The 23,543-nt window shown below is 65.8% G+C and carries 21 protein-coding genes and 1 pseudogene; 7 read left to right on the plus strand and 15 right to left on the minus strand.

All coding sequences use genetic code 11. The features are described from left to right. Positions 1-10: 10 nt before the first annotated feature. From FDW81_RS08045 to FDW81_RS08060, 4 genes are read right to left on the minus strand one after another with little or no spacing between them, the layout of a single operon-like run. Positions 11-1,525 (minus strand): amino acid permease, encoded by a 1,515-nt coding sequence (locus FDW81_RS08045; RefSeq protein ID WP_138133667.1) that lies wholly within the window; start codon positions 1,523-1,525, stop codon positions 11-13. A 31-nt stretch (positions 1,526-1,556) separates the two neighbouring features. After that, positions 1,557-2,978, minus strand: coding sequence for an aspartate ammonia-lyase (aspA, locus tag FDW81_RS08050; RefSeq protein WP_138133668.1), 1,422 nt, complete (start codon positions 2,976-2,978; stop codon positions 1,557-1,559). A 6-nt stretch (positions 2,979-2,984) separates the two neighbouring features. Beyond that, the gene (locus tag FDW81_RS08055) at positions 2,985-4,067 is read right to left on the minus strand and encodes an asparaginase (protein ID WP_138133669.1); all 1,083 of its coding nucleotides are present in this window, start codon (positions 4,065-4,067) and stop codon (positions 2,985-2,987) included. A 34-nt stretch (positions 4,068-4,101) separates the two neighbouring features. Next, positions 4,102-4,803 (minus strand): FadR/GntR family transcriptional regulator, encoded by a 702-nt coding sequence (locus tag FDW81_RS08060; RefSeq protein ID WP_138133670.1) that lies wholly within the window; start codon positions 4,801-4,803, stop codon positions 4,102-4,104. Positions 4,804-4,912: 109 nt separating this feature from the next. Here FDW81_RS08060 and FDW81_RS18085 point away from each other — a divergent pair, with 109 nt between their 5' ends. Then, a complete protein-coding gene (locus tag FDW81_RS18085; protein WP_171027139.1) occupies positions 4,913-5,059 on the plus strand; it encodes a hypothetical protein in 147 nt (48 codons plus the stop codon). 171 nt (positions 5,060-5,230) lie between these two features. Here the strand turns inward: FDW81_RS18085 and FDW81_RS08065 are convergent, their stop codons facing one another. The 3 genes from FDW81_RS08065 to FDW81_RS08075 all read right to left on the minus strand — a co-directional run bounded on the left by FDW81_RS08065 (position 5,231) and on the right by FDW81_RS08075 (position 8,460). Further along, a complete protein-coding gene (locus FDW81_RS08065; RefSeq protein ID WP_138133671.1) occupies positions 5,231-6,181 on the minus strand; it encodes a hypothetical protein in 951 nt (316 codons plus the stop codon). Positions 6,182-6,203: 22 nt separating this feature from the next. After that, positions 6,204-6,821: a uracil-DNA glycosylase gene (locus FDW81_RS08070; RefSeq protein WP_138133672.1), complete on the minus strand. Its 618-nt coding sequence runs from the start codon at positions 6,819-6,821 to the stop codon at positions 6,204-6,206. Positions 6,822-6,885: 64 nt separating this feature from the next. After that, complete coding sequence (locus FDW81_RS08075; RefSeq protein ID WP_138133673.1) at positions 6,886-8,460, minus strand: DUF222 domain-containing protein; 1,575 nt, start codon at positions 8,458-8,460, stop codon at positions 6,886-6,888. 94 nt (positions 8,461-8,554) lie between these two features. On the opposite strand from FDW81_RS08075, the gene FDW81_RS08080 reads away from it, so the two are divergent. Further along, a complete protein-coding gene (locus FDW81_RS08080) occupies positions 8,555-9,073 on the plus strand; it encodes a hypothetical protein (RefSeq protein WP_138133704.1) in 519 nt (172 codons plus the stop codon). Positions 9,074-9,107: 34 nt separating this feature from the next. Here FDW81_RS08080 and FDW81_RS08085 read toward each other — a convergent pair whose 3' ends face one another. The 4 genes from FDW81_RS08085 to FDW81_RS08100 form a co-directional block, all read right to left on the minus strand. Beyond that, positions 9,108-9,491, minus strand: a complete 384-nt coding sequence (locus tag FDW81_RS08085) for an RNA-binding S4 domain-containing protein (RefSeq protein ID WP_138133674.1) — start codon at positions 9,489-9,491, stop codon at positions 9,108-9,110. Between the two features lie 47 nt (positions 9,492-9,538). Continuing rightward, complete coding sequence (locus FDW81_RS08090; RefSeq protein WP_138133675.1) at positions 9,539-10,666, minus strand: sulfite oxidase; 1,128 nt, start codon at positions 10,664-10,666, stop codon at positions 9,539-9,541. A gap of 198 nt (positions 10,667-10,864) precedes the next feature. Continuing rightward, entirely contained in the window at positions 10,865-11,869 is a 1,005-nt protein-coding gene (locus FDW81_RS08095; RefSeq protein WP_138133676.1) for an aldo/keto reductase family protein, read from the minus strand. 54 nt (positions 11,870-11,923) lie between these two features. Continuing rightward, positions 11,924-12,634, minus strand: coding sequence for a hypothetical protein (locus FDW81_RS08100; protein ID WP_138133677.1), 711 nt, complete (start codon positions 12,632-12,634; stop codon positions 11,924-11,926). Positions 12,635-12,797: 163 nt separating this feature from the next. On the opposite strand from FDW81_RS08100, the gene FDW81_RS08105 reads away from it, so the two are divergent. Then, on the plus strand, positions 12,798-13,196 hold the full coding sequence (locus tag FDW81_RS08105) for a YchJ family protein (protein ID WP_240720057.1): 399 nt from the start codon (positions 12,798-12,800) through the stop codon (positions 13,194-13,196). A gap of 67 nt (positions 13,197-13,263) precedes the next feature. Here the strand turns inward: FDW81_RS08105 and FDW81_RS08110 are convergent, their stop codons facing one another. The 3 genes from FDW81_RS08110 to FDW81_RS08120 all read right to left on the minus strand — a co-directional run bounded on the left by FDW81_RS08110 (position 13,264) and on the right by FDW81_RS08120 (position 16,590). After that, positions 13,264-14,118 carry a YrzE family protein gene (locus FDW81_RS08110; protein WP_138133678.1) on the minus strand — a complete coding sequence of 285 codons (855 nt, stop codon included), beginning with the start codon at positions 14,116-14,118 and terminating at the stop codon, positions 13,264-13,266. 64 nt (positions 14,119-14,182) lie between these two features. Continuing rightward, a complete protein-coding gene (locus tag FDW81_RS08115) occupies positions 14,183-16,228 on the minus strand; it encodes an acyl-CoA dehydrogenase family protein (RefSeq protein ID WP_240720059.1) in 2,046 nt (681 codons plus the stop codon). Positions 16,229-16,287: 59 nt separating this feature from the next. After that, the gene (locus tag FDW81_RS08120) at positions 16,288-16,590 is read right to left on the minus strand and encodes a hypothetical protein (protein ID WP_138133707.1); all 303 of its coding nucleotides are present in this window, start codon (positions 16,588-16,590) and stop codon (positions 16,288-16,290) included. 230 nt (positions 16,591-16,820) lie between these two features. On the opposite strand from FDW81_RS08120, the gene FDW81_RS08125 reads away from it, so the two are divergent. The 4 genes from FDW81_RS08125 (at position 16,821) to FDW81_RS08140 (ending at position 23,233) form a co-directional block, all read left to right on the plus strand. Beyond that, positions 16,821-18,269, plus strand: coding sequence for a DUF3375 family protein (locus FDW81_RS08125; protein ID WP_138133679.1), 1,449 nt, complete (start codon positions 16,821-16,823; stop codon positions 18,267-18,269). A gap of 2 nt (positions 18,270-18,271) precedes the next feature. Beyond that, on the plus strand, positions 18,272-19,126 hold the full coding sequence (locus FDW81_RS08130) for a DUF4194 domain-containing protein (protein ID WP_138133680.1): 855 nt from the start codon (positions 18,272-18,274) through the stop codon (positions 19,124-19,126). Then, entirely contained in the window at positions 19,123-22,572 is a 3,450-nt protein-coding gene (locus tag FDW81_RS08135) for an ATP-binding protein (protein ID WP_138133681.1), read from the plus strand. Before FDW81_RS08130 ends, FDW81_RS08135 begins: the two co-directional genes overlap by 4 nt. 274 nt (positions 22,573-22,846) lie before the next feature. Next, positions 22,847-23,233, plus strand: a complete 387-nt coding sequence (locus tag FDW81_RS08140) for a hypothetical protein (RefSeq protein WP_138133682.1) — start codon at positions 22,847-22,849, stop codon at positions 23,231-23,233. 86 nt (positions 23,234-23,319) lie between these two features. Here the strand turns inward: FDW81_RS08140 and FDW81_RS08145 are convergent. After that, positions 23,320-23,427 (minus strand): annotated as a pseudogene (locus FDW81_RS08145) (FBP domain-containing protein); the annotation flags it as partial. Between the last annotated feature and the right edge of the window lie 116 nt (positions 23,428-23,543).

Consider the following 23,543-nt stretch of genomic DNA (forward strand, 5'->3'; position numbering starts at 1 on the left):
CTCGGAGGGGCTATTTCTTGAAGGTCGTCGCCGGCGGGTTCGCCACCACGGGGGAGAGGCCGGTGTGGCCTTCGCGGGTTTCGGCGATTTCGTGGATGCGTTTGCGGCAGGCGTACCAGCCGAAGACCATCAGGACCGAGGCGATGGCGGTGACGAGCATGGTCAGGGGGGAGTCGATGAAGACCATGACCAGGACGCCGATGAGGAAGAGCAGGGAGAGGTAGCCGGTGTAGGGGGCACCGAACATGCGGAAGGAGGGGCGCTCCAGCCAGCCTTTGTCGGCCCAGCGCTTGAGCTGGATCTGGCACAGGACGATTGTGGCCCAGGTCATGATGATGCCGACGGAGGCGACGTTGAGGACGATTTCGAAGGCCTGGGCCGGGACGAGGTAGTTCAGCGGGACACCCAGGAGGGACACGCCGGCGGTGATGGCGATGCCGCCGTAGGGGACGCCTGCCTTGTTCATGCGGGAGGCGAACTTCGGGGCGGAGCCGTTGACGGACATCGAGCGCAGGATCCGGCCGGTGGAGTAGAGCCCGGCGTTCAGGGAGGACAGGGCGGCGGTGAGGACCACGAGGTTCATGATGACGTCCACGCCCTGGATGCCGATGGAGCCGAAGAACGTCACGAAGGGGCTGACGCCTTTTTCGTAGGAGGTGTAGGGCAGGAGCAGGGCCAGCAGGATCACGGAGCCGACGTAGAACACCGCGATGCGGAAGACCACGGAGTTGATGGCCTTGGGCATGATTTTTTCGGGGTTTTCGGTTTCGCCGGCGGCGGTGCCGACCAGTTCGATGGAGGCGTAGGCGAACAGGACGCCCTGCATGAGGATGATCATGGGCAGCAGGCCGTTGGGGAAGATTCCGCCGTTGTCGGTGATAAGGCTGATGCCGACCTGCTGGCCGTCCACGGGGGTGCCGAAGATGACGAAGTAGGTGCCCACGATGAGGAAGATGACCAGGGCGGCGACCTTGATCAGGGCGAACCAGAACTCCATTTCGCCGAAGACCTTGACCGAGACCAGGTTCAGGGCCAGGACCACCACCAGGGCGATCAGGGCCCAGGCCCATTGCGGGACCGCTGCCATCCAGGGGATGTAGTTGCCGAAGAAGTTCATGTACAGGGCCGCGGCGGTGATGTCCACGATGGTGGTGGTGGCCCAGTTGATCCAGTAGAACCAGCCCGAAACGAACGCCGCCTTCTCGCCGAAGAATTCGCGGGCGTAGGAGACGAACGATCCCGAGGAGGGCCGGTGCAGGACCAGTTCGCCCAGGGCGCGCAGGATCAGGAACGCGAAGAACCCGCACACCGCGTACGCGATCACCAGGGACGGGCCGGCTGCGTTCAGCCGTCCGCCGGCGCCCAGGAACAGGCCGGTGCCGATCGCGCCGCCGATGGCAATCATCTGGATCTGCCGGGGTTTGAGGTTCTTGTGGTAGCCCTTGTCCTCGGCGTGCAGCGCTGACTCAGAAGCATGGGCATGACCGCCGTCTATCACGTGGTCAGGAAGGGGTGTATTCGTCATGGAATGTCCTTGGGGGATCAGCGGTGGGGGATTACTCGCTCAGGTTCGCCAGGCGTTCGGGGCTGAGGAGTTCCTGGAGTTGGGTGTTGGTGAGGAGTCCGTGCTCAAGCACGAGTTCCGCCACGCCCTTGCCGGTGGCAAGTGCTTCCTTCGCGATGGCGGTGGCGGTGGCGTAGCCCAGGTGGGGATTAAGGGCCGTGACCAGGCCGATGGACTGCTCCACCGTGCGGCGGAGGTGTTCCGTGTTGGCGGTGATGCCCCGGATGCAGCGCGCTGTCAGCGTACGGCATGCTGCCTCCAGGTGGGAAATGCTCTTGTGGAGGCTGTGCACAATGACGGGCTCAAACGCATTGAGCTGGAGCTGCCCGGCTTCGGCGGCCATGGTGATGGTCACGTCGTTGCCGATGACCTCGTAGGCCACCTGGGAGACCACTTCCGGGATCACCGGGTTGATCTTGCCGGGCATGATGGAGGAGCCGGACTGGACCGCCGGCAGGTTGATCTCGCCGAAGCCGGCCCGCGGACCGGAGGAGAGCAGGCGGAGGTCGTTGCAGATCTTGGAGAGCTTCACGGCCACGCGCTTCAGTACGCCGGAGAGATGCACGAAGGCGCCAACGTCCTGGGTGGCTTCGATCAGGTCGACGGCGGTGACCAGCGGCAGGCCGGTGATCTCGGCCAGGTGCCGGCAGGCTGTTTCGGCGTAACCGGCGGGGGCGTTCAGACCGGTGCCGATGGCGGTGGCGCCGAGGTTGATTTCGTGGATCAGCAGCTCGGCCTCCGCCAGGCGGAGCCGGTCTTCGCCGATGGTGATGGCGTAGGTGCCGAACTCCTGGCCCAGGGTCATGGGTACCGCGTCCTGCAGCTGGGTGCGGCCCATCTTGACCACCGTGCGGAATTCCAGCGCCTTTGATGCGCAGGCTTCCTCGAGTTCGGCCAGGGCGTCCAGCAGTTCCCGGGCCGCGAAGATGGTGCCCAGCTTAACTGCCGTGGGGTACACGTCGTTGGTGGACTGGGAAAGGTTGACGTGGTCGTTCGGGTGCAACCGCGCGTAGTCGCCCTTGGGGTGGCCGAGGATTTCCAGTGCCCTGTTGGCGATGACCTCATTGGCGTTCATGTTCGACGACGTCCCGGCGCCGCCCTGGATGACGTCCACCACGAACTGGTCGATGAGTTTGCCGTCCAGGATGTCCTGGCATGCCTGCTCGATGGCGTTGGAGCGTTCGGTGTCCAGGAGCCCGAGTTCGCTGTTGGTGCGGGCGGCGGCAAGCTTGACTGCTGCCAGGCCGCGGACCAGGTGCACGTTGGAGGACAGTTTTTGCCCGGTGATGGGGAAGTTTTCCACTGCCCGGAGCGTGTGCACCCCCCAGTAGGCGTCGGCTGGAACGTCGCGGTCGCCGAGCAGGTCGTGCTCGGACCGGATGCCTGCGGGCGCGGCGGTTTCGATGGTAGTCATGTGTCCTTACAGGGCTTCGTTGACGGGTGTGGACAGGAATTCAAGGGGTTGCAGCAGTCCCACTGGGTGGCCGCCACCCAGGACGGGGGCTGTTCCGATGCCGGCAAGCGGCGCGGTATCGATGCCGTTTCCGGAGGCAGTGGCCAGCGCCTCCAGCAGCCTGATGGTGGCGGGCATCCGGGCGCGGTCGCCGCCGTCGGAAATCTTCACGGCCACGGCGCTGCCATCGCCCAGGCCCACCAGCTGGACGCCTTCAAACCCGTCCTTTGCGACGGAGCCGGGAAGCAGGCGCATCAGCTCGGTGACATCCCTTCCCTCCCCGGCCACCATCTCCGGGTGGCGCTGCATGGCGAGCCCGACGGCGGCTTCCGCAGTAGGTGCGCCCAGCCCGCCGCCGTCGTGCTTGCCGGCACTGCCCGCGGCCTGGGCGATAAGCCCGAAAGCGCGGGCCATGCCGCGCAGGGTGAGGGCGAACAGGGGGGTGCCGCAGCCGTCGGTGCTCAGGGCGAGCGGTTCCTCGCCGGTCAGTTCGGTGACTGTCGTTTTCACGATTTTCTGCAGCGGGTGGGACGGGTCCAGGTAGCCCTTCACAGGCCAGCCGTTAATGACGCAGGTGGCAGCCATGGCGGCGTGCTTTCCGGAGCAGTTCTGTGTGAGCTGGGTGGCTCCGCCACCGTTGCGCAGCCACTCCTCCCGCTCAGCCGTGCCGTAGGGAAGGTCGCTGCTGTTTTCGAAGTCACTGACGCTGAGGCCGTGCAGTTCAAGGATGCGCAGTGCTCGCTGGCGGTGCTCCGCTGCTCCTGAGTGGCTTGCCGCTGCCAGGGCGAGGAGCCCGGCCGGCAGTTCAAGTCCGGCGCGGACCATGGCCACGGTCTGGAGCGGCTTGAGTGAGGACCGGGGGTAGAAGGGTGCCAGGGGATCGCCGGCGGCCGCCACTGCTGTTCCGTCTGCTGCCAGGGCAAGGGCTGAGCCGTAGTGGACGCTTTCCACCAGCCCGTCGCGGATGGCGGCCACCAGGGGCGTGTGCTGCGGAAGGGCCGGCACTGCCGGGGCAGGGGCGTGGGCAGCAGAAAGCGCAGGGGAGGGCATGGATTCCTTGGGGTGTGCGGTAAGGGGCGTTGAACTAGTTGTTGAGGATGGATTCGAGGGCCAGGCCCACGGCGTGGAGGTGGTGGGCCATGGCGGCGCGGGCGTCCTCCGCGGCGCCGGCATCGATGGCGGCGAGGATCTGCTGGTGTTCGATGTCGGACGCGTGCTGCCGGTCGGCCACCATATTCAGGGTTTCGGACTGGTGGGCCAGGGCACCGCGGATGTCCGCCACCACGCTGGCGAACACTCTGTTGCCGCTGGCCCGGGCGATGGCAGCGTGGAAGCTGGAGTCCAGGGAAACCCAGGACTCGGGATCGGTTTCGGTAGCCATGGCCGCCACCAGGTGGCGAAGGGTTCCCAGTTCCTCCTCGCTCCGCCTTTCGGCGGCCAGCCCAGCGGCGGGAACCTCGATGTGGGGACGGGCCTCGGTCAGGTCGCGGGCGGAGTACTGGCCGAGGGTGAGATCATTGGCCACCTTGTCGGCTATCACGAAGGTGCCTTTGCCTGTCTTTGTGACGGTCAGGCCGAGGGCGGTGCAGGAGCGGAGGGCCTCGCGGATCACCGACCGGCTCACGCCGTACTGCTGGGAGAGCGTGGCCTCGGAGCTGAGTTTGCTGCCCACTGCCACACGACCGGCCTCGATGTCCTGCCGAATAGTGTTGAATACCGCCTCGGCAGCACTGAGCCGCGCGAGGGGAGCAGGCTGTCCTGCTGTCCGGCTGTCTGACAGGTTCACGCTTTAAATATGGCAGGCGTCACAGGTGGTGTCAATGTGGCGGGCCAGTAAAAGGACTCGTGGCCCTGTGAAGTATCTGTTCCTCTTCCCAGCCAGTTAGCCTCCTGCTATGGATGAACACTCGGAGGAACTGGTCAATCTTGCGGTCATGGCCTTGGATCACGCGATTGATTCGGTGGTCTCGTCGGGTACCGATCTGGCGCCCTTTGTTATCCGTGAGCAGACGGGCCAACGGAACCTGCAGCGGTCAGCTTGAGGCAGGTGTTGCGGCCGCCCGACAATCGGTTACAGGAACCGCTGCCTAATCGCGTTGCCGTCGCTTGGAACCCTCGTTGAGGAAAGCACGGCCCCGCTGTTTTAGCGGCATCTACCTCATCCGACCCATGCCGGTCCTCGCTTCGTCGCAGGCTGATCAAGTGCGACAAAGTTAATACCGGCCTGCGTCCGATTCGTACCACTTCAGCACCCGGAGGGCGCGGAGGGTGTTCCAGCGGCTTGGCTTTCCATCGCCCGGCTCAAGGTCGAAGTGGACCTTTCCCGGGTGGGTGTTCTCCAGCAACCACGTACCGTCCGGCTGCTGCTTTGACCGAAGCAGCTCCACTGCCTCCACAAGGCGCCCGTCTGGAGGAGCGCCCGCGGCCCGGAAGTAGTCGAGGCCTCGGAGGACGTCATAGAACCAGCGGGTGGGGTAGGAAAAACGCAGCCAGTCTTCACTGATCAGCTCACCCGTCGATTTCCGCCTCAACAGGCGGCGCTCCAGCAGGTACTCCTCCCCGCGTTTCCGCGCGGTCCCTGACTCCGTGGTTCCGTTGCCTGCCTGTTCGTACTCGAGCAGCCCCTCAAGGACGCAGATGGTGGTGTGGAAGGAGGAAAGTGCGGAACCCCGCTCGGCTTCACAGTTCCAGCCTCCGTCCGGAAGCTGTTCACCAACCAGCCGCTCCACCACGCTGTCCACGTTCTCGCCATAGTAGGCTCCGAGTGCCACGGTCATGCCGTTGATGCACGGCTCCACTTCACCGTCAAAGAACGGCTGGTTGCCTTCCTCCCAGCGGCTGTTCTCCCGGACCAGGGCGATTGCCTGGCGGGCTTGGGGGCTCTGCGGAGTGAAACCAAAGTCCCGCAGGAGCAGCAGGCTGTAGGTGGTGGCGGTCCAAGGTTGGCCGGTGGGATCGTCGTCCTGCGCAGGCCAGTAGGTGCCGCCGTCCCACTGCCCGCCCGGTTCCTGCAGCGCCAGGAGCCGGGCACCCCAACCGTGGCTGGCAACGCGGTTCCGCTCGGCCGAAACCTCGTCAGCGCCGGCGCCGGTGAGATCACGCAGTACTTGCCAGCGAACGGCGGGATCGGAGTCAAGCAGCCAGCCGAGCACATCCCTCGTCACGATTATCAGGTTGGCATGGGGGTTAGAGGTGCTGGATGCCTGCCCGCTGCATGGCGTCCTTGTAAATGTCCACCGTCTTGGTCAGGAGTTCCTCCTGTTTGGCTTCGGACACGGCGAAGGCACGGCCACCAAGGGCTGAGGCCTTGTAGATCTTGATGCCACTGTTCTTCAGGGACTGGTGGTAGGTCTTCTCATAGAGGGTGAGGAAGGTGGAAGCATCGGTGCCGTGGGCGATGATGGCCGAGACGCGCGAGTTGATTTTCAGGAATTGCCTGAACGGCCGGAGCCCGTCCGTCTTCTCCTGCACGCTGAGGGCGGAGGGCGAGCCCGGGTCGCGGACCCAAGGGTAGGCGTTCCATGGCATGACGTAGCGGGGATCAAGCTCAGCAAGCTCGTAAATCTGCGTGGCGCGACGGGCGGCCTCGTCGTCGTTGTAGTGGGAAACAAAACCGGACTCAGTGCCCTTGCCGGGGCTTACCTGAAGGCTGACAATCCGGCACTCGTCCTCGTCGTGCACAGGGTCGATGTAAGGGACGACAGACCCCGGCTTTTTTTCCATCAATTCATCGCAAAGCTGCGTCACCTTTGCGATGTTCGGTTCCTGCAGCAGGGCCTTTTTCTCGTCCCAATCAATCGTCACGATTTCTCCCTCAGCATCAAGGCGTCCAGAATCAGGCGTCTCATGCCACTCTACGCTTCCGGCACTAAGGGTGGGCAGCCGAAGTTTCCTCTCCATTGTGTTGATTAGTACTGAACACAGCCGGATCAGGGGCCCGTCGTGCGTATTCAACGTATGTCTGATGGCGGTGTTTTCGACGACGGCGCGTTGCCGGCTTTGCTGCAAGGGCAGCCGCTCCACTGGGAGGTGCAGGCGCATCAGAGTCGAGACCCGACGGGGGCGTGCCCGGCAATGGTGGGGCGGTGGAACGGTAGGTGTGGCCTGTGGGGGTCTGGAGCTGGACCGCATGCCTGGTTCCTGGCACCCGACGTGCATTCCAGCCCGGTGTTTCTTTGGTGTGGTTGCACGCTTCGCAGAGGCCTTGGCCGTTCCTTGCGGTGGTTGGGCCGTCATTGTGCCGGGGGATGATGTGGTCGTGGTGCCGGATGGGCGCGTCGCAGTAGGGGGTGCGGCAGGTGTCGTCACGGACCTGGAGGAACCGGCGAAGCCCTGGCGGGAAGAGCCGGGCCTTGGAGTCCATCGCGACGAGTTCCCCCGTGCCGGGGGCGGTGTAGAGCCGGCGCAAGTACGTGGCAGACTCCCGGCTGTTCGCGATGTCGGGGGCGCACGGGCCGGCGTCAGCCGATCCGGTGCTTGTGGCTCCTGGGGCAGTTGCAGACGCTTTGGTCTTGGTCGCGGCGCTTCGTCCTTCCAGCACTGCTGTCCTGGCCCATCCGGCGGGCACGATCCCGTACCCGGTGAGCCGGGCAGGTTCGCTGTCGCCCTGGAAGAGGGTCCAGTCCGTCATGACGAGTTGGACCTCGATCCCGTTGATCCCGCCGGGGGTGCCGGTGACCCGTTCGACCAGGGTGTCGGCCATGACCTGGCCCTTGGACCGCTCATCACCCGAGGACCTCAAACTCTCGGCGCCCCGTGCCAGCGCCGCGTACACGGCGACGCCCTGGGCCACCGGGAGCAGGGCGGTCAGGTAGGTCATGGTGTCCGGCGCCGGGCGCAGCGATACAGTCCGTTCGGTCACGGCATGGGCTGCCCGTTTCGCCACCGACCGCGGGTCCCGCCGGTACGCCGCGGCCCTGACGGCACTGATGATGGCCCGGTCCCCGGCGCCGTCGAAGGTGCCGGTATCGGCGGCGAGTTCTTCGTCCACGGCGCACCGGTCCTCAGCGGGCAGGCAGGCTGTTTCCTTCACCACCAGCGTTGCCCGCCACTCGCTCAGCTGACCGGACTCCAAAGCTGCCAGGGTGCGGGGCATCTCGGTCACCAAGGCCTTCGCCAATCCCAGGAGCCTGCCGCCCCGGGCAGGGGACTCCCGCCGGGCAAGAGCTATCTCTGCCGCAACCCCGGCGCCGCACTCATCGGCTGGAACACCCGCCTCCGCCTGCTCCCGCCTCCTCGCCAGGTCAAAGGCAACCTCAATCAGGGCCTGTTTCGCAGCCAAAGCCGACTTCGCATCCTCCAGCTCCCGGATCTGGTCAATCATCCCCGGCGCATCAGCAGCGGGAGGGACCGCGAGCAAGGCGCGACGAACACCGGCAACACCGGGACCCGGCAGGCGTCCTGCCACTGCTCCCGCCGTCGTTCCCGTCGCCACCGCTTTCATACCGAAAGCCTTTCATCATGGGGCAGCGCAGGCACGAACCCAGACGCCTTATGTGGATAACCCGAGGCAGCCGGCGGTACTGTTCAATGAAGGGATGCAGTTCGACAAGAGTGGCCTCAAGCTCGCAGGTTTTGCAGGATTCCGCTCCATAAATGCCCTCGAGTCAGGGCGGATTCCGCAGGGTACAGGAATTTTCGCCGTCCTGGCCCCCGAAGGACTCCAGCCCCGCTTCCTCCGGAAAAGTTCCGCCGGTGTCTTCAAGAAAAAGGACCCGTCTTTGCCGGAACCGGTACTGGCGGCCGCATGGGTGGACGGAGCCGCCGTGCTTTACATCGGGAAGGCCGGACCGGGGAGTAAGGGCAACCGCGGCCTCCGGCGGCAGATCCAGGAGTTCCTGGACTTCGGGCAGGGCAAGCCGCCGGGGCACTGGGACGGCCGACTGATCTGGCAGCTCGCGGAGGCGGGAGACCTGGTTATCGCCTGGAAGGAACTGCCCGTGGAGTACCTCAACCAAACCGCCGCAAATTACCACTCAGCCTTCATTGAGGAGTATGGAAAACTTCCTTTCGCCAACCTTGTGAGGGCACAGGCGCAAGGGAGCCAGCCGACCTAAGCCGGAATCCGCACGTTCGCCAGGACAAGTTCAGTCACGCCGGACCGCGAAGCCGTTCCATCTCGCGGCGGTCCTTCTTGGTGGGCCGGCCCGCGCCCCGGTCGCGCTGCGGCAGGCCAAGAGCCGGGGCAAGCGGCCGGGGCGGTGTGTGGTCGGTGAAGCAGTGCGAGGCAGCCTCGGCACCCACGCGCTTGGCAATCAGCCGCCGCACCTCGAGGGTGCGCTCATAGCCCGGCATCCGGACGGTCACAGTGTCCCCGGACACCAGTGTTGCCGATGCCTTGGCCGGGCTGCCGTTCAGGCGGACATGGCCAGCACGGCAGGCAGCGGTGGCGGCGGAGCGGGTCTTGTAGGCGCGGATGGCCCACAGCCAAGCGTCAATGCGGACGCTGGCGGGGGAGGAAGGAAGGCTGGTCATGGCTGGCACCGAGTATAGTCCCACGCCAGGCGGGAGTCAGTGCAGGCTCACTCCACGGTGACGTCGATCCGCTGCACCATGTTGTTGCCCATTCCCTGGTAGTTCCAGTTCTGCTCCAGCGGCTGGGTGGCGCCGGTGGCGTCCGTTGCCCGGCAGGACAGCTCGTGCTTACCCGGTTCGGCGACCCAGGGCAGCGTCCACTTCCGCCAGGCATATCCACCGAAAGGCTTCTCGAGCTGCGCCTGCAGCCACGTGCCGTCGATGCCCACCTCGACGCCGGTCACGGCGCCCGCGCCGGACCAGGCCCTGCCCTGCAGCAGCACTGGCCCGTGCTTCAGGATCCGCCTGCGGGTGAAGAAGTCCGGAACGCCCGGGGGAACCATCAACGAACGCACCCTTATCCGCGAAACCGGCGTGCCGTCGTCGTCCGCCGAATCTTGATAGCGGTAGGCCACCCGCTGCTGGTAACCGGAAAAGGGCGCCGTGACCACCTCAATCGATTCCAGCCACTTGACGCTCGTCATGCCGTACCAGCCGGGCACCACCAGCCGAAGCGGGTAGCCGTGCTGGGGCGGCAGTTCAGTGCCGTTCATTTTGTAGGCGAGTACGACGTCGGCACGCAGCGCTTCACGGATCGGCAGGCTCCGCGCGTAATGGTGGGGGACGCCGCCCTGCACCCCGGCATCGGCGCCGGTGAAGACAACCTCCACAGCTTTCTGCAGCACCCCCGCCTTGCCCAGCAGGTAAGCGAGCGGGACGCCCGTCCAGAACGCGGTGCCCACGCCTTCCATAATCCAAGGCTGGCTTAGCGGCCTCGGGTTCAGAAGCGAACGCCCGTTGCCCGCGCACTCCAAAGTGACCGGGACCGTGATGGCCGGGTCCCTGCGCAGGGCGGCCATGCTCAGTTCCAAGGCCATCTCCACCGCACCGCTGATCCTCAGGTGCCAGGAGGAGGCGTCGATCTCGGGGATGTCGAAGTGCGTGAGGACGTAGTGCAGCCCGGGGGGAGTGACATCCCGGCGGAGCGCTTCCAGCGGCATGGAGTGGTTCCGGGCGCCTAGCTGGAGTTCCTCCCGGGTCAGCGGGCCGGTGGTGGGCGCTGCCGGAAGCGCGGCCTGTTGGTGCGGGACTGCGGAAGGAGCGGTGGACTGCCGGTTTTCGTGGGTCTGCTTCATGGCGGCGTGATCCTGTGCGGCGGGATTCGACGGGAGCTGGTGGTGCCTTTGCTTCAGGTCTACGCCCCCGCCGCCGGCCCGTCAACGCTCTCGGGGAACCAACTAAACGGGGGATGCATATGCTTCCTCCGCCGTCGCAGGCTGGCAGCTGCCGTGACCGCGAGGTCCGGCAGCTCCGCAGCGGACGTCACGGGCCGCCTATGCTTCCCGCTTGGGCGGTGACTTGGTCTGCGCAGGGTCCCGCTCGGCGAGGGGTCCGATGGCATCGTCGATTCTCTTGAGGACCTCCGCCTCCAGCTTCACGCCGGCAGCCTCAACGCTGTCCGCGATTTGCTCAGGCCGGGACGCGCCCACGATGGCAGAGGCAACGTTGGGATTCTGCAGCACCCAGGCCACCGCAAGCTGCGGCATGGACAGGCCGGCCTCCTCCGCGATTGGCTTCAGTTCCTGCACCCCTGCCAGGACGTCGTCGCGCATCCAGCGCTCGATCATCTTGGCACCGCCCTTCTGGTCAGTGGCGCGGCTGCCCTCGGGCGCGGGTTGGCCGGGAAGGTATTTGCCGCTGAGGACGCCCTGGGCCATGGGGGACCAGACGATCTGCGAGACGCCCAGCTCCTCCGACGTTGGCACCACTTCAGCCTCGATGACCCGCCACAGCATGGAGTACTGCGGCTGGTTGGAGATGAGCTGGAAACCGAGTTCCTTGGACAACGCTTGGCCTTCGCGGAGCTGTGCCGCCGTCCATTCGCTCACGCCGATGTACAGGGCCTTGCCCTGGCGGACGATGTCCGCGAACGCCTGCATGGTCTCCTCGAGCGGCGTGTCGAAGTCGTAGCGGTGGGCCTGGTAGAGGTCAACGTAGTCCGTCTGCAGTCTGCGCAAAGATCCGTTGATGGACTCCATGATGTGCTTGCGTGACAGGCCAAGATCGTTTTTACCCTTGGGGCCCGTGGGGCCGTAGACCTTGGTGAAAATTTCCAGCGATTCGCGGCGCTCTTTCTTCAGCGCAGCGCCCAGAACCGTTTCCGCCGCCGTGTTGGCGTAAACGTCGGCCGTATCGAAGGTGCTGATGCCGGCATCCAGGGCCGCCCGGACGCATTCTGCGGCGACGTCGTTCTCCACCTGCGAGCCATGCGTCAGCCAGTTGCCGAACGTGATTTCCGAGACTTTAAATCCGCTGTTTCCGAGGTATCTGAATTCCATGGGCTTCACGCTAGCCCAGATGGTTGCTCAGGGTAAGAGCAGTTGGTCCTGCGGTCAGGAGCGCTTGTGCTCCGCGTCTTTGGCTGCCTCTACCGCCTGGCTGAGTTGCTGGGGCCCTGTCAGGGATACAAGAGAGCCTGTGTCCAGCGGCGCCAGGGGGTGGGGAACCTGCGGTTTCTTGAAGGACCGCGGCTTCTCCTGGGGAGGGCGGCTGTTGTCCAGCGCCGACTCCACCAGGGGCGCCACTTCGGCGACCTTCTCGGCGGGCACGCGGGGGTCGGGAAGGTCCCGTACCGAGAGCTTGATCTCCGGCCGGGCAGCGCGGGCCCGGGCCATTGCGCGGGCGTCAGCATCCGCGACGGCAGCGGCCCAGTCCTCCGTCAGTACCGGCGGCTCGTGGCGGGCGGCGGTCAGCACCGGGTGGTGTTCGACGGCGGTACGCAGCGTGGACTTCATATGTCCGGGCTTAAGCGCGGCGCGCCAGTCCCGGCGCTTCTTCCCCGGTGCCGCCGGCCAGGCAGCACCACCGTCGGAAGTGTCTCTCCGGCCCTGGAGCCGCGTCCCGTACAGCTGCACCAGCCGGAGGGACTCCTTTCCGGAGCCCCTGCCAAACAGCGCCATCAGCACTACCGCTGCCAACCGGCCCACTCCGGCCAGGACCAAGGTGATGACCCCCAGCAGGAAGAGCACCAGGAACATCAGGAAGGCGACTCCCACCGTGCCGAGGAAGGTCAGGTTGAGGATGAGCGTATCCGGATTTTCCACGTCATCTCTCCTCTCTGTCGGCAGCGTGGGCTGCCCCGACGCCCCTCTGCCTGAGCGCCGGCTCCTTCTCCACCATACGGATTTTTGCCTGCCTGTGCCTTGTACGTCGGCGGCAATGCCCCGGTTGTAGCAAAGCCGTTACCGGATATGACAGCATCCACCTATGACAAAAGATGCAGGCCAGGAAAACTGCATGTGCCTGTCCGGGGAGCAGTACCTGCTGTGCTGCGGGCGGTTCCATTCCGGGGAGGCGGAGGCCGCCACCGCAGAGCAGCTGATGCGCTCCCGCTACAGCGCGTTCGTCATTTTGGATGGGCCCTACCTGCTGCGGACCTGGCACCCGGACACGGTCCCGGCGGACCTCGGCCTTGACCCGGACCTGCAGTGGCGCCGCCTGGAGATCGTCTCCACTGCCCGGGGTGGCCCCCTGGACAGCGAGGGCACGGTGGAATTCAAGGCCTACTTCCGGCACGGCGCCGACCGCGGCGTCCAGCATGAGGTGAGCCGGTTCGTGCGGGAAGGCCGCCGGTGGTTCTACCTGGACGGCAAAGTTTTCGCCTGACAACGCCAACTCACCTGACAGCGGCAACCCGCCCGGAGCCGCCAACTTATCGGGCGTGGGGAGGACGTCAGAGGCCGTCGTCGTAGTCGCTGTCCGGGGTGAATCCGGCCCGGTCAACCTTGCGGTGGAACCGCATGCCGGCAAGACCGCCCAAGACCGCGCCCGCCAGGGCGACCAGTGCAACCACAATCGCGGCGACGATGCTGGTGGTGGTCAGCTGCCCCTCATTAACAGGGATGCGCGGGAAGCTGTTCAGGTTGGCCAGCACGTTGAATTGCTGCCCGAACACGAGCCCCAGGATCGATACCAGGACGGCGACGATCAGCGCCCAGATCCACACCATGACGCCCTGCTTTATGCCGTTGAAGCGCGCCATGCGCCCTGCGACGTAGCCGCCGCAGTAATAGGAGAGGAACAGGATCACCAGCAGGACAATGATGCCTACCAGGCCCACAGTTCCGGTGTTCGACGCTGCCTGGTTGACAGCCTCATTGACGTCCGTGTTGGTGGCCAATCCCACCGCCGTTCCGGCAGCAGCCACCAAAGCAGTCAGCAGGACGGCCATGCCCGTGGCCGTGAGCCAGCCAAAGAAGGCCGAGCCAACCTTGATTCCGCCGAACTGTTCCTTCTCGCGGGCGACGGCGGTCTGCCGGTCAGTCAGCCCCGGGTCCACGGCAGGTGTTGCTGCAGTGGGGGTGTAGTCCCGCTCCGCATACGCACCGGATGGCCCTGAACGGTCTGCAGGCGTGCGGTCTGCGGGCGCCCGGTCGTACGTGGACGTAGGGGTGGTATCGCCTGCGGGCACTTGGTCGTACGAACGTGTGGCATCAGCATCCGTCGCGTCGCGGTGGCTTCCGCTCCGGTCAACGTCCTCCCGGGCTCGCCTTGGGGGCAGGTTCTCTGGGTCTGTTGAGCTGCTCATGCATCCACTCAACCATCGGCCAGCAGAGATAGCAAGGATGCTTACTATTTCGTGACCAGCGGTTCTAGCGGTATTTGCGGTGCATGTTGTCCTTCCGGGAAGGCCCCGGGGAGGCGTCGGCAATCCAGGGACCTGTCCCTTCAGACTGGTCCAGCACGCCTTCCTCCAGCCACTTGTAGTCCCCGGCGAGGACCTTCCGGGTCAGGATGTGGTCGCCGTCGTCAGTGTTGCGCCACAGCTGGTCAAAGTACTCATCCACGCGCACCCGGGCCTGCTCGCAGTACGCCTCGGCAAGCTCGTAGGCGCTGGCAGCTTTCTGCGGCTCGGTGCGGAGCAGCATCTCTGCCCGGGTGCAGCAGGCCGTCATGGCGAACAGTTCTGCGCCAATGTCCACCACCCTGCCCAGGAATGCTTGCTTCCGTTCCAGCTTTGCCTGCCAGCGGCCCATGCCGTAGAACGTCTGCCGGGCCAGGCGCCGTGACGAGCGCTCCACGAACCGCAGCTGCTTGGCCAGGCGGCCGAACTCAGTGTACGAGCGCGGGTCCATGCCGGCGCCTGCCACCAGTTTGGGCAGCCACTTTGCGTAAAAGCCTGAAGCCCCGACGGCGGCCCTCGCCTTGTCTGACAGGCTTGCGTCCAGCGAGGCCAGGTCGCCGGCGGCTGCCAGGTGGGCGTCCACGGCTTCCCGGGCGATCAGCAGCCGCATAATCTCCGAGGAGCCCTCGAAGATCCGGTTGATCCGCAGGTCCCTAAGCTGCTGCTCGGCAGGAACGGCGCGCTCGCCGCGTGCCGCCAGGGACTCGGCCGTCTCGAAGCCGCGGCCGCCACGGATCTGGACCAGTTCGTCCGCGATCCGGCAGCTGATCTCGGTGGCCCAGAGCTTGGCCAGGGCAGCCTCAATCCGGACATCCTTTTGGCCGCTGTCCGCGAGTTCGGCGGAGAGTTCGAACACGGCGTCAAGGGCGAAGGCGGACGCCGCGATGAAGGCGATCTTCTTCCCCACGGCCTCGTGTTCACCCACGGGCCGGCCCCACTGGGTGCGGGCGTTGGACCACTCGCGGGCGATTTTCAGGCTCCAGCGGCCGGACGCGACACACAGCGCCGGGATGGAAAGGCGTCCGGTGTTCAGTGTGGTCAGGGCGATTTTCAGGCCCTGGCCTTCGCGTCCCAGCCGGTTGGCTGCCGGCACCCGGACCTGGTGGAACCGGGTGACGCCGTTCTCAATGCCCCGCAGGCCCATGAAGGCATTCCGGTTCTCCACCGTGATGCCGGGTGAATCCATCTCCACGACGAAAGCGCTGATGCCGCCTTTGTGCCGGGTGCCGTCTGCGTCCGTGTGCGCCGGCACCACTGCCATCACCACCACGAGTTCAGCAATCACCCCGTTCGTTGTCCAAAGCTTCACGCCGTCCAGAAGGTACGCCTCGCCGTCGTCCGTGGGCGTTGCGGTGCTGCCCATCCGGGCAGGATCGCTGCCCACGTCCGGTTCCGTAAGGAGAAAAGCGGTGACGGCGCCGGCTGCGCAGCGGGGCAGGTATTCGCCTTTTTGTTCCGGGGTCCCGAAAACCTTGACCGGTTCCGGCACGCCGATGGACTGGTGCGCCGACAGGAGCGCGCCCAAGCTCGGGTGCACGCTGCCCAGCAGGGCAAGGGCACGGCCGTAATACACCAGGGAAAGGCCCAGCCCGCCGTACTCCTCCGGGATCTTCATCCCGAAAACGCCCAGGTCCGCCAGGCCCCGAATGTACTCATCCGGAATTTTGGCGTCGCGCTCAATGACCCGCCCGTCCATGGTGCGGGCGTACTCGCTGAGGCGGGCCATGAAGGCTTCGCCGCGCTCCACGGAGGCGGGGTCCGGGGCCGGCCAGGGATGAACCAGGCTGAGGTCGAAGCTGCCCAGGTACAGGCCCTTGGCGAAGCTTGGACGTTCCCAGCCTGATTCGCGTGCTGCCTCTGCTACGGCGCGCGCCTCGTCCGCCGTGACGCCGGCACCGATTTTGCCTGCGGGTACCGGGGTTTCCCCGGCCGGGGCGTCAGTTGCCGGGCCGGTTGGCGACGGGATGCCGGTGGCAGGGCTTGTGGCGGAGGGGCTGTCAGTGGCGGAGCTCATGGTCATCTCCTAGGCCGTATGGCCGGTGCAGCCATGGATCCGCCGGGGTTGGAGACCCTTCAGCTGTCCCTCAAGATTACCCGCGGGTAAGTTCCGGTGCTAGGGGAAACCTGTCCCTGGAACTCGCCGGCAACGTCCGCTGACGAGGAGCGATGCACCAGCTTGTCCCAGCTGGCATTGATGCCGTGGACCAATGCCAGGAGCGTGGTGGAAACCAGGGTCCAGCTCAGCTTTCCCGCTCCCAGCAGCACCAGGGCTACCAGCCCTGCCGCCAGGACGAACGCGGCCAGGATGACGCCAAACACCAGTGTGCCGATGAACACGAGCGTGGCTGTTTCCAGTGAACTGAGATCGAACTGCATGGGTCCCCCTGCTGCGACGTTGCTGTGGCTGAGATCAGTAGCAGAAGCGTAGGGGGAGACCTGTTGTGCCAGCCAGAGCGGCGGGGCCCGGAAGCTGCTGTTGATATGGGATCGAAACACTACGTCCGGGTAGGTCACGGAGCGGTCGCGGCGGCTGCGTTAACCTTGTAGTTGGCAGTTTCCGTGCAGCGCTGCCGCCCCCGCCCCCGCAAACAGCCCAAGGAGAGTGTGTGCCCCGCTCCGCCAGGTCATCCGCTGACGCCATCAGCGCCCGGCTCCGGGACCTCGAACTCCTCACCAAGGGACCTGCCTGGGCCCTGACGCGCTCGGCTCCCTGGGTGATCGCGGTGTTGCAGGCATCCTTTACCCGCACCCGGCCGCAGCTTCCGCTGGAGGAATTCCATGCCGACGTCGACTCCTTCCTCGAGGAGCTGCGGCGGCTGGATCCCGGGCTTGGCGGCGGTGCAAACGGCAAATCCTTCGGGGATGAATGGACGCGCCGCCAGTTCCTGACGCGGCGGAACCAGTCCGGCCAGATCGTCTATGAGGTCACCGAACCGGCGGCCCGCGTGCTCGCCTTCCTGGACAGCCTTTCCAGTGAGCGGTCCACCCTCAACGGTTCCCGGCTGGGCACGCTCCTTGGTGACGTGGAGAAACTCGCCAACGAAACCAACCCGGACCAGAGCGCCCGCCTTGAGTCCCTGGAAGAGGAGATCGAGGAACGCCAGCAGCTGATCCAGGACATCAGCAGCGGCGAATTTGACGGCCTGCTGGACGACGAGGAGGCAGTGGAGGCAGCCGGAAATATTCTGGACCTCGCCGCCAGCCTTCCCGCCGACTACAAGAAGATGCGCGACCGGATCGAGGAGCTGGTGGGCGAGCTGCGCAACCAGATCATCGAGGAGTCCCTGACCAAGGGCGCCACCATGGCCCAGGTGCTGGAGGCGGACAAGCGGCTCCGGCAGAGCCCGGAGGGGCGCACCTTCCGTTCCTTCACCGCGTTTTTGGAGGATCCACAGCAGCAACTGAGGTTTCGGTCGGCCATTGGAGAGGTGCTCAGCCGGCAGTTCGCTGATGACCTTTCGCCGGAGGACCGGGAAACCCTGAAGAACCTGGTGGCGGAGCTGCGCCAGCAGCACAGCCAGATCCAGCGCATCTACGGCAAGCTCAGCGAGAGCCTGAACACCTACGTCCAGAGCGATGACTTCCGGCAGTCGGTCCGGCTCCGCCAGGTGCTGCGCGAAGCCGAGCAGGCAATCCGGTCCCTTCCCTACGAGCGGGAACGCCCGGGCCTGGTTCCCGGGCCGGTCCTCTTCAATGCTGGTTTTGAGTCACTGTCCATGGTGAGACTCTTCGATCCCGACGAGTTCGCCGCCCCGCCCAAACTCGCGGACCCCATCGCCTTCAGCGACTCCGACCGCGTGCGCTCGCCGAGGACCGCCAAAGCCAGGCCTGAAGTGGTGCGGCAGGCCATGGCAGGCGCTGCCACCCTTTCCGAGGCGTGGCAACAGCTGCCTCCCGAGGAGCAGCACATCAACACCATCCGCGCGCTCCTCTCGCACGCCCTGCACTCCGGCGCGGCCTTCAACACGCAGGCTGTGGAGACCCTGGACTTCGAACAGATAGACGGCACCAAGCGCAGGGCCTACCTGCCGCTGGTTGCGCTTCCAAAGGACTGACCATGACTGAAGAGATGACGACGGCGGCGGTTCCGGCCGCGGACACAGTTGACCCGGCGGTGGCTGAGCCGGCAGACGACGTGGCCGCTGAACCGGCAGCAACCCCGGAGGGGGCTGATCGGCGATTCGCAGGCGGAATTTCCCCCCGTGACACCTTCGTTGACGGCGCCGCTCTCTTCCCGGGCGATACCGGCGTGCTCCCCATGAGGGTGCGGCAGGCGCTGGTGAAGCTCCTCAAGGGCCCGTATGTGGACGGCGGCCGCGACGAGAAGCTTTGGACGGTCCTATTGGACCACCAGGTGATCCTCCGCAGCCGGCTGTCCGAGCTGTTCCTCACCATGGAGCTGGACCACGAGCGGAAGATCGCCGTCCTGCGTCCGGTGGATCCGGACGCGATCGGTGGCAGCGCCCGCTCCAGCATCCTCCGCCAGCAGCGTGCGCTCAGCCGGGTTGAGACCATCGTGCTGCTCCGCCTGCGCCTGCTGCTGGACCGGCACGTTGCCGCCCAGACGGACCCCACCATTACCCGCGAGGAGATCGTCGAACTGGTGGCGCACTACCAGCCGGCAGGCCAGCAGGACGCGCTCCGGGACTCGGACGTGGTCAGCCGGGCAATCACAAAGCTCCTGGCCCGCCAGCTCCTTCTCCCCACCGGGCTGGACGACACCTACACCATCTCCAACGCCCTGCCCCTGGCCCTCCCGTTTGAGAACATCGGCGACATTCCCGCCCACATTGAGGCCCTGGTGGCCGCCACGACAGACCCCGCCGGCACCGAGGCCCTCCTGGACCTGGAGGCAGATCCGGTGTCTGAGCCTGTCGGAACCGAGGAAGAAGAAGCGGAGGCAGCCAAGTGAGTATCGCGAGCATGCTGCCGATGGGCGACGTCACGAATCCTGGCCAGATGCGGCTGGCGCTGGTGCAGGTGGTTAACTGGGGAACATTCCACGGGGCGCATACGATGCACGTGGACCGGGACGGGACGCTGCTGACGGGTAACTCCGGCGTGGGCAAATCCACCTTGTTTGATGCGATGCTGCGGGTTTTCGACGCCCGGCCCCGGTCAAACGAAGCAGCCGCCCAGCGTTCGGGTGGTGCCGTGGAGGACAAGCGGACCACTTTCACGTACATGCGCGGCAAGGTGGGCGACAAGGCCGTGGGGGAGGGCTCGGCCAGCGCCTTCCAGCGCCCTGGTGCCACCTGGTCCGCCGTCGCGCTGACGTTCGACAACGCGGCAGGCACCCGGGTGACGGTGTCGGCGCTGTTCGACCTGCCCAAGAACGGCACGGAGTCGAGCGTGGGCCGGTTCTACCTGATCGACCATGAGCCGCTGGACCTCGAGGCGCTGGAAGGGATAGCAGACAAGCGCTTCACCAAGGCCGCCCTGGAAACGATCTTCCCGGACGCCCAGGTCTTCGACGTCCACAAGGCGTTCGCCGAGCGCTTCCGCAGGCTGCTGGGCATCAATTCTGACCAGGCCCTGCCGCTGCTGCGCGTAATCCAGGCCGGCAAGGGGCTGGGCGGCAGCGTCAACACCTTCTTCCGGGACCAGGTCCTGGACGCCCCGGCAACGCTGGCCGCGGCCGACGACGTGGTCGAGGAGTTCAGCAACCTGATGTCCATCCGGCAGCGGCTGGAGGATGTCCGGCAGCAGCGCGACCAGCTGGCTCCGGTGCCTGGACTCAATAAGGAATACGCGCAGGCGCTGTTGGACGCGAACCGGCTCCGTGACCTTGCCGGTGAGGAGTTCGAGGCCTACAAGCAGCAGCTGGCCGTGACGGTCCACCAGAAAACGCTGGTCCGCTTCAAGGAGCTGGCGCAGGCGAAGGCGAAGGAGCTGGGGGCTGAACGTGCGGTCCGCGACAGCCTGGCCAAGGAACTGCGCGAGCTGGAGGCCGACTACAACAACCAGGGCGGCAATGCGATCTCCGCCATTGAGCAATCGCTGGAGAATGCGAAGGTGGGCCTGAAGCTCCGCCAGCAGGTGGAGGAAGCTGCCCGCCAGGCCCTGGCCGAGGCAGGTCTGCAGCTTGAGTGGAGTGCCGAGGGCTGGGAGCAGGCCCACGAGCAGGCAGCAGCCAGGTCCGCCGAGCTAAAGGACGATTCCGAGGCCCTGCAGGAACTCCGTTTCGAAGCCTTCGATGCCCACGCCACCAGGAAGCGCGAACTGGCCGCGGCTGAGCAGGAGCTCGTGTCGCTGAAGACGCGCAAGTCGCTGCTGCCTCCGTCGAGCATTGAAAACCGGGCAGCCATCGCCGCTGCCACCGGGGTCTCCGAGGACCGGATGCCGTTCGCCGGCGAGCTGATGGACCTGGTGGAAGGCGAGGAACGCTGGCGGCCGGCGGCCGAGCGGGCGCTCCGCAACCTCGCCACCACCCTACTGGTCCCCGGTGAGCACTTCGCGGCGGTGACCCGCTACCTGAACGACCACAACGTCCGCGGTGCGCTGCGGGCGGTGGACGTTTCCAAGCCGCTCTCCGGCGGCGCGCTGGCCTTGGAGGACGTGCGCGACGGCGACCTGCTCACCAAGCTGGACATCCTCACCTCAGGCGGCGCTGCCGAAGCGGGACAGTGGATCCGCGAACGGATCGCCCTGGACTTCGCCTATCCCTGCGTGGAGCACCCCGACGAGCTGGCCAGGTTGGACAAGGGCCTGAGCCTGGGCGGTGTGGTCAAGCGCAACCGCCACACGGTGGAGAAGGATGACCGCTTCACCAGCCGGCAGGACTACGTCCTGGGCTATGACAATGCAGCCAAGCTCGAGTTGGTAGCCGGCCAGGTGGAGGACCTGCGCCAGGAAGTCGCCAAGGCGGCTGAACTTGCCCAGAGCCGCGAGGATTCGCACCAAGGCATGAGCCGCCAGATCGACGCCCTTCGCCGGATCGCGGAGGACCACCGGCCGTGGGAGCAGGTGTCGGCAGCAGTCGCGGCGGATGAGCTGGCCCGGATTGAGCAGCGGCTCAAAGACGCCCTGGCTGCCCAGGCTGACCTGGAGCCGCTGCGTGCCAGCATCGAAAACGTCAGGCAGAAGCACCAGTCCAGCACCGAGGCCGCAGCTGTCCTGCAGAGCGAATACAAGTCCCTGGACCGGCAGCTCACCGCTGCCGATTCCCTGCTGGAAGCTGCGCGCAACCGCCTGGCCCAGGCGCCGGCGTCGGACGCTACCGTCACCGCGCTGGAACCCTACTTCGCCGATTTTGGCGACGTCAGCGAAATGCATGAGCTGGACAACCTCGCCAACCGGGTGCGGACCGAACTGCTGGGGGAGCTGCACACTGCGGAATCCCGGGGACAGGCCACCGCCGAGCGCCTCACCCGCATCTTTGAAGGGTTTGTCCGCGAGTGGGGCAGCGCCATCTCCGCGGACCACGGCACCACCATTGGGGCCGCCGGGGAGTTTGAAACCCGGTACCACGCCATCGTAAGCGACGGCCTGCCGGCGCAGGAAGCGGAGTTCCGGCAGTTCTTCAACCAGCGCACACACGAATCGTTCAGCACGCTGCTGCACTTGCTCGACGAGGAACGCCGCTCCATCACCAGCCGCATCCTTCCGCTGAACGGCATCCTGTCCCAGGTGAACTTCCACGAGGGCAGCTACCTCGAGCTGGACATCAAGCAGACCCTGCCGGCCACGGCCAAGCAGTTCAAGGACGCCATCCAGAACGCACTGAAGGCCCGCCATGCCCGCCCGCCCAAAGCAGAGGCGCCCGGGAAGGAACGGGACGACGACGCCGAGCTCACCGCCCGCTACAAGTCCCTGGAAACGCTGGTAAGGCGGCTGGGCTCACAGGCGCCGGAGGACCGGCGCTGGCGGGCCGAGGTACTGGACGTCCGTGGGCACCTGTTCATCCAGTGCAAGGAGCACCGCGAGGTGACCGGGCTCCGCGGTGGCAAGAAGTCCGAGGTGTTCATGCACGCGGATACCGGCTCCATGTCGGGCGGTGAGCGGCAGCGCTTCACAGCCTTCATCATGGCTGCGGCCCTCAGCTACCAGCTGGGCATTGCCGAGCAGGGCTTCACTACGTACGGCACCGTAATGATGGACGAGGCCTTCGTTCTGGCGTCCGAGGAGTTCGCCGGAGCCGGCATCAAGGCGCTGCACGAGTTCGGGTTCCAGCTGTTGCTGGCCGCCCCCGAAAACGTCATCGATTTGTCCCGGCACCTTGGCTCGGTAACCGAAATCCTCCGTGACAAGCGCACCAACCGCTCCGGCGTGCTCACCGCGCCCGTGATCAAGCCGCGGACCGGGGAGGAAGGGAACTGGAGGTCGGAGGCGAACCCGGTAGACATCGTCCTGCGCTAGCTGTTATCCGCGGACGGGCTGTATAACAAATCGGCTGCTTTCCTGCTGCTGTCGGGCCTGGCGATCCGGCCGTGGGAGCGGGGCTTGCCGACACCGGAGCTGTTGCCCCGGGGGCCTGGGAACCGGCACTTTCCAGCCGGCTCCGCCTGCGTTCCACCCACGGCAGCCTGGTGACCGTCACCTTTCCGGATGGCAGGCTTTCGTTTCAGCACCCGAAGGCATGGCACGTGGAGATCTTCCAGGCATCCCATAGCCGTTCGTAGGCACAGCAACGGTGTCCGATCCCACAAGCCAGGCGAAAATCACCATCTACACCGGCGAGCTTGCAGATGTAGTAGCCAGCCCCGTCGACCGGACCGTACTTGAGACAGACCCGGTACCGGGACTGCGCGGGCATTCTGTTCCTACGCCCCATTCGTCCTTTTTTGTTGATCGCAGCGATGAAGCCGCCCATTACCGAATGGGACTCACTGCGGGTTTGCCCGTCTCGCCAGACGGGGAGGTGCAGAACGGGCCCATAATGCTGGGCGACCGCGTTTTGACTGCGGACGTGGTGTTCCCGGATCCGCCGTTCGCCAATGATGAGGAGGCGAAAGCCTGGTATTGGGGAGCGGAAGGCCAAGCTCTGAAGGCTGTGCTGATGAGCTTGTCCTACCGCTGACCCACACATGACCCAGGAAATTTTCGCGAAAGGTACTTTCATGCGTTCGGCGCGACGCTTGTCAGTTTTTCTCCTGCAGCCGCCGCATCCCAGTCGAGAGAGTCGAAATCCTTGGGCAGGTTGAGCTTGGCGGCCTCGGAACGGCTCGCGTTGACGAAGGATGATCGGATCTGTTGGGGCGTAAGTGATTGCATGGCAAAGCTTTCTGAAGAGATGGAGGGCCGGAGCCCCGGTCATGGAACGGAATCACCAGGTTCCCGCGGAGCAGGCCAAAGCGGCCGCCCCGCTCCCCATGCCAGCGTCGGCGCGG

This window comes from Pseudarthrobacter sp. NamB4, from assembly GCF_005796185.1.
Lineage (GTDB): Bacteria > Actinomycetota > Actinomycetes > Actinomycetales > Micrococcaceae > Arthrobacter.

Bases quoted from the DNA above. Each gene is read 5' to 3' on its own strand.
- FDW81_RS08045 (WP_138133667.1), bottom strand. From the start codon at position 1,525: ATGACGAATACACCCCTTCCTGACCACGTGATAGACGGCGGTCATGCC.
- aspA (WP_138133668.1), bottom strand. From the start codon at position 2,978: ATGACTACCATCGAAACCGCCGCGCCCGCAGGCATCCGGTCCGAGCAC.
- FDW81_RS08055 (WP_138133669.1), bottom strand. From the start codon at position 4,067: ATGCCCTCCCCTGCGCTTTCTGCTGCCCACGCCCCTGCCCCGGCAGTG.
- FDW81_RS18085 (WP_171027139.1), top strand. From the start codon at position 4,913: ATGGATGAACACTCGGAGGAACTGGTCAATCTTGCGGTCATGGCCTTG.
- FDW81_RS08075 (WP_138133673.1), bottom strand. From the start codon at position 8,460: ATGAAAGCGGTGGCGACGGGAACGACGGCGGGAGCAGTGGCAGGACGC.
- FDW81_RS08080 (WP_138133704.1), top strand. From the start codon at position 8,555: ATGCAGTTCGACAAGAGTGGCCTCAAGCTCGCAGGTTTTGCAGGATTC.
- FDW81_RS08085 (WP_138133674.1), bottom strand. From the start codon at position 9,491: ATGACCAGCCTTCCTTCCTCCCCCGCCAGCGTCCGCATTGACGCTTGG.
- FDW81_RS08090 (WP_138133675.1), bottom strand. From the start codon at position 10,666: ATGAAGCAGACCCACGAAAACCGGCAGTCCACCGCTCCTTCCGCAGTC.
- FDW81_RS08095 (WP_138133676.1), bottom strand. From the start codon at position 11,869: ATGGAATTCAGATACCTCGGAAACAGCGGATTTAAAGTCTCGGAAATC.
- FDW81_RS08105 (WP_240720057.1), top strand. From the start codon at position 12,798: ATGACAAAAGATGCAGGCCAGGAAAACTGCATGTGCCTGTCCGGGGAG.
- FDW81_RS08110 (WP_138133678.1), bottom strand. From the start codon at position 14,118: ATGAGCAGCTCAACAGACCCAGAGAACCTGCCCCCAAGGCGAGCCCGG.
- FDW81_RS08115 (WP_240720059.1), bottom strand. From the start codon at position 16,228: ATGAGCTCCGCCACTGACAGCCCCTCCGCCACAAGCCCTGCCACCGGC.
- FDW81_RS08120 (WP_138133707.1), bottom strand. From the start codon at position 16,590: ATGCAGTTCGATCTCAGTTCACTGGAAACAGCCACGCTCGTGTTCATC.
- FDW81_RS08130 (WP_138133680.1), top strand. From the start codon at position 18,272: ATGACTGAAGAGATGACGACGGCGGCGGTTCCGGCCGCGGACACAGTT.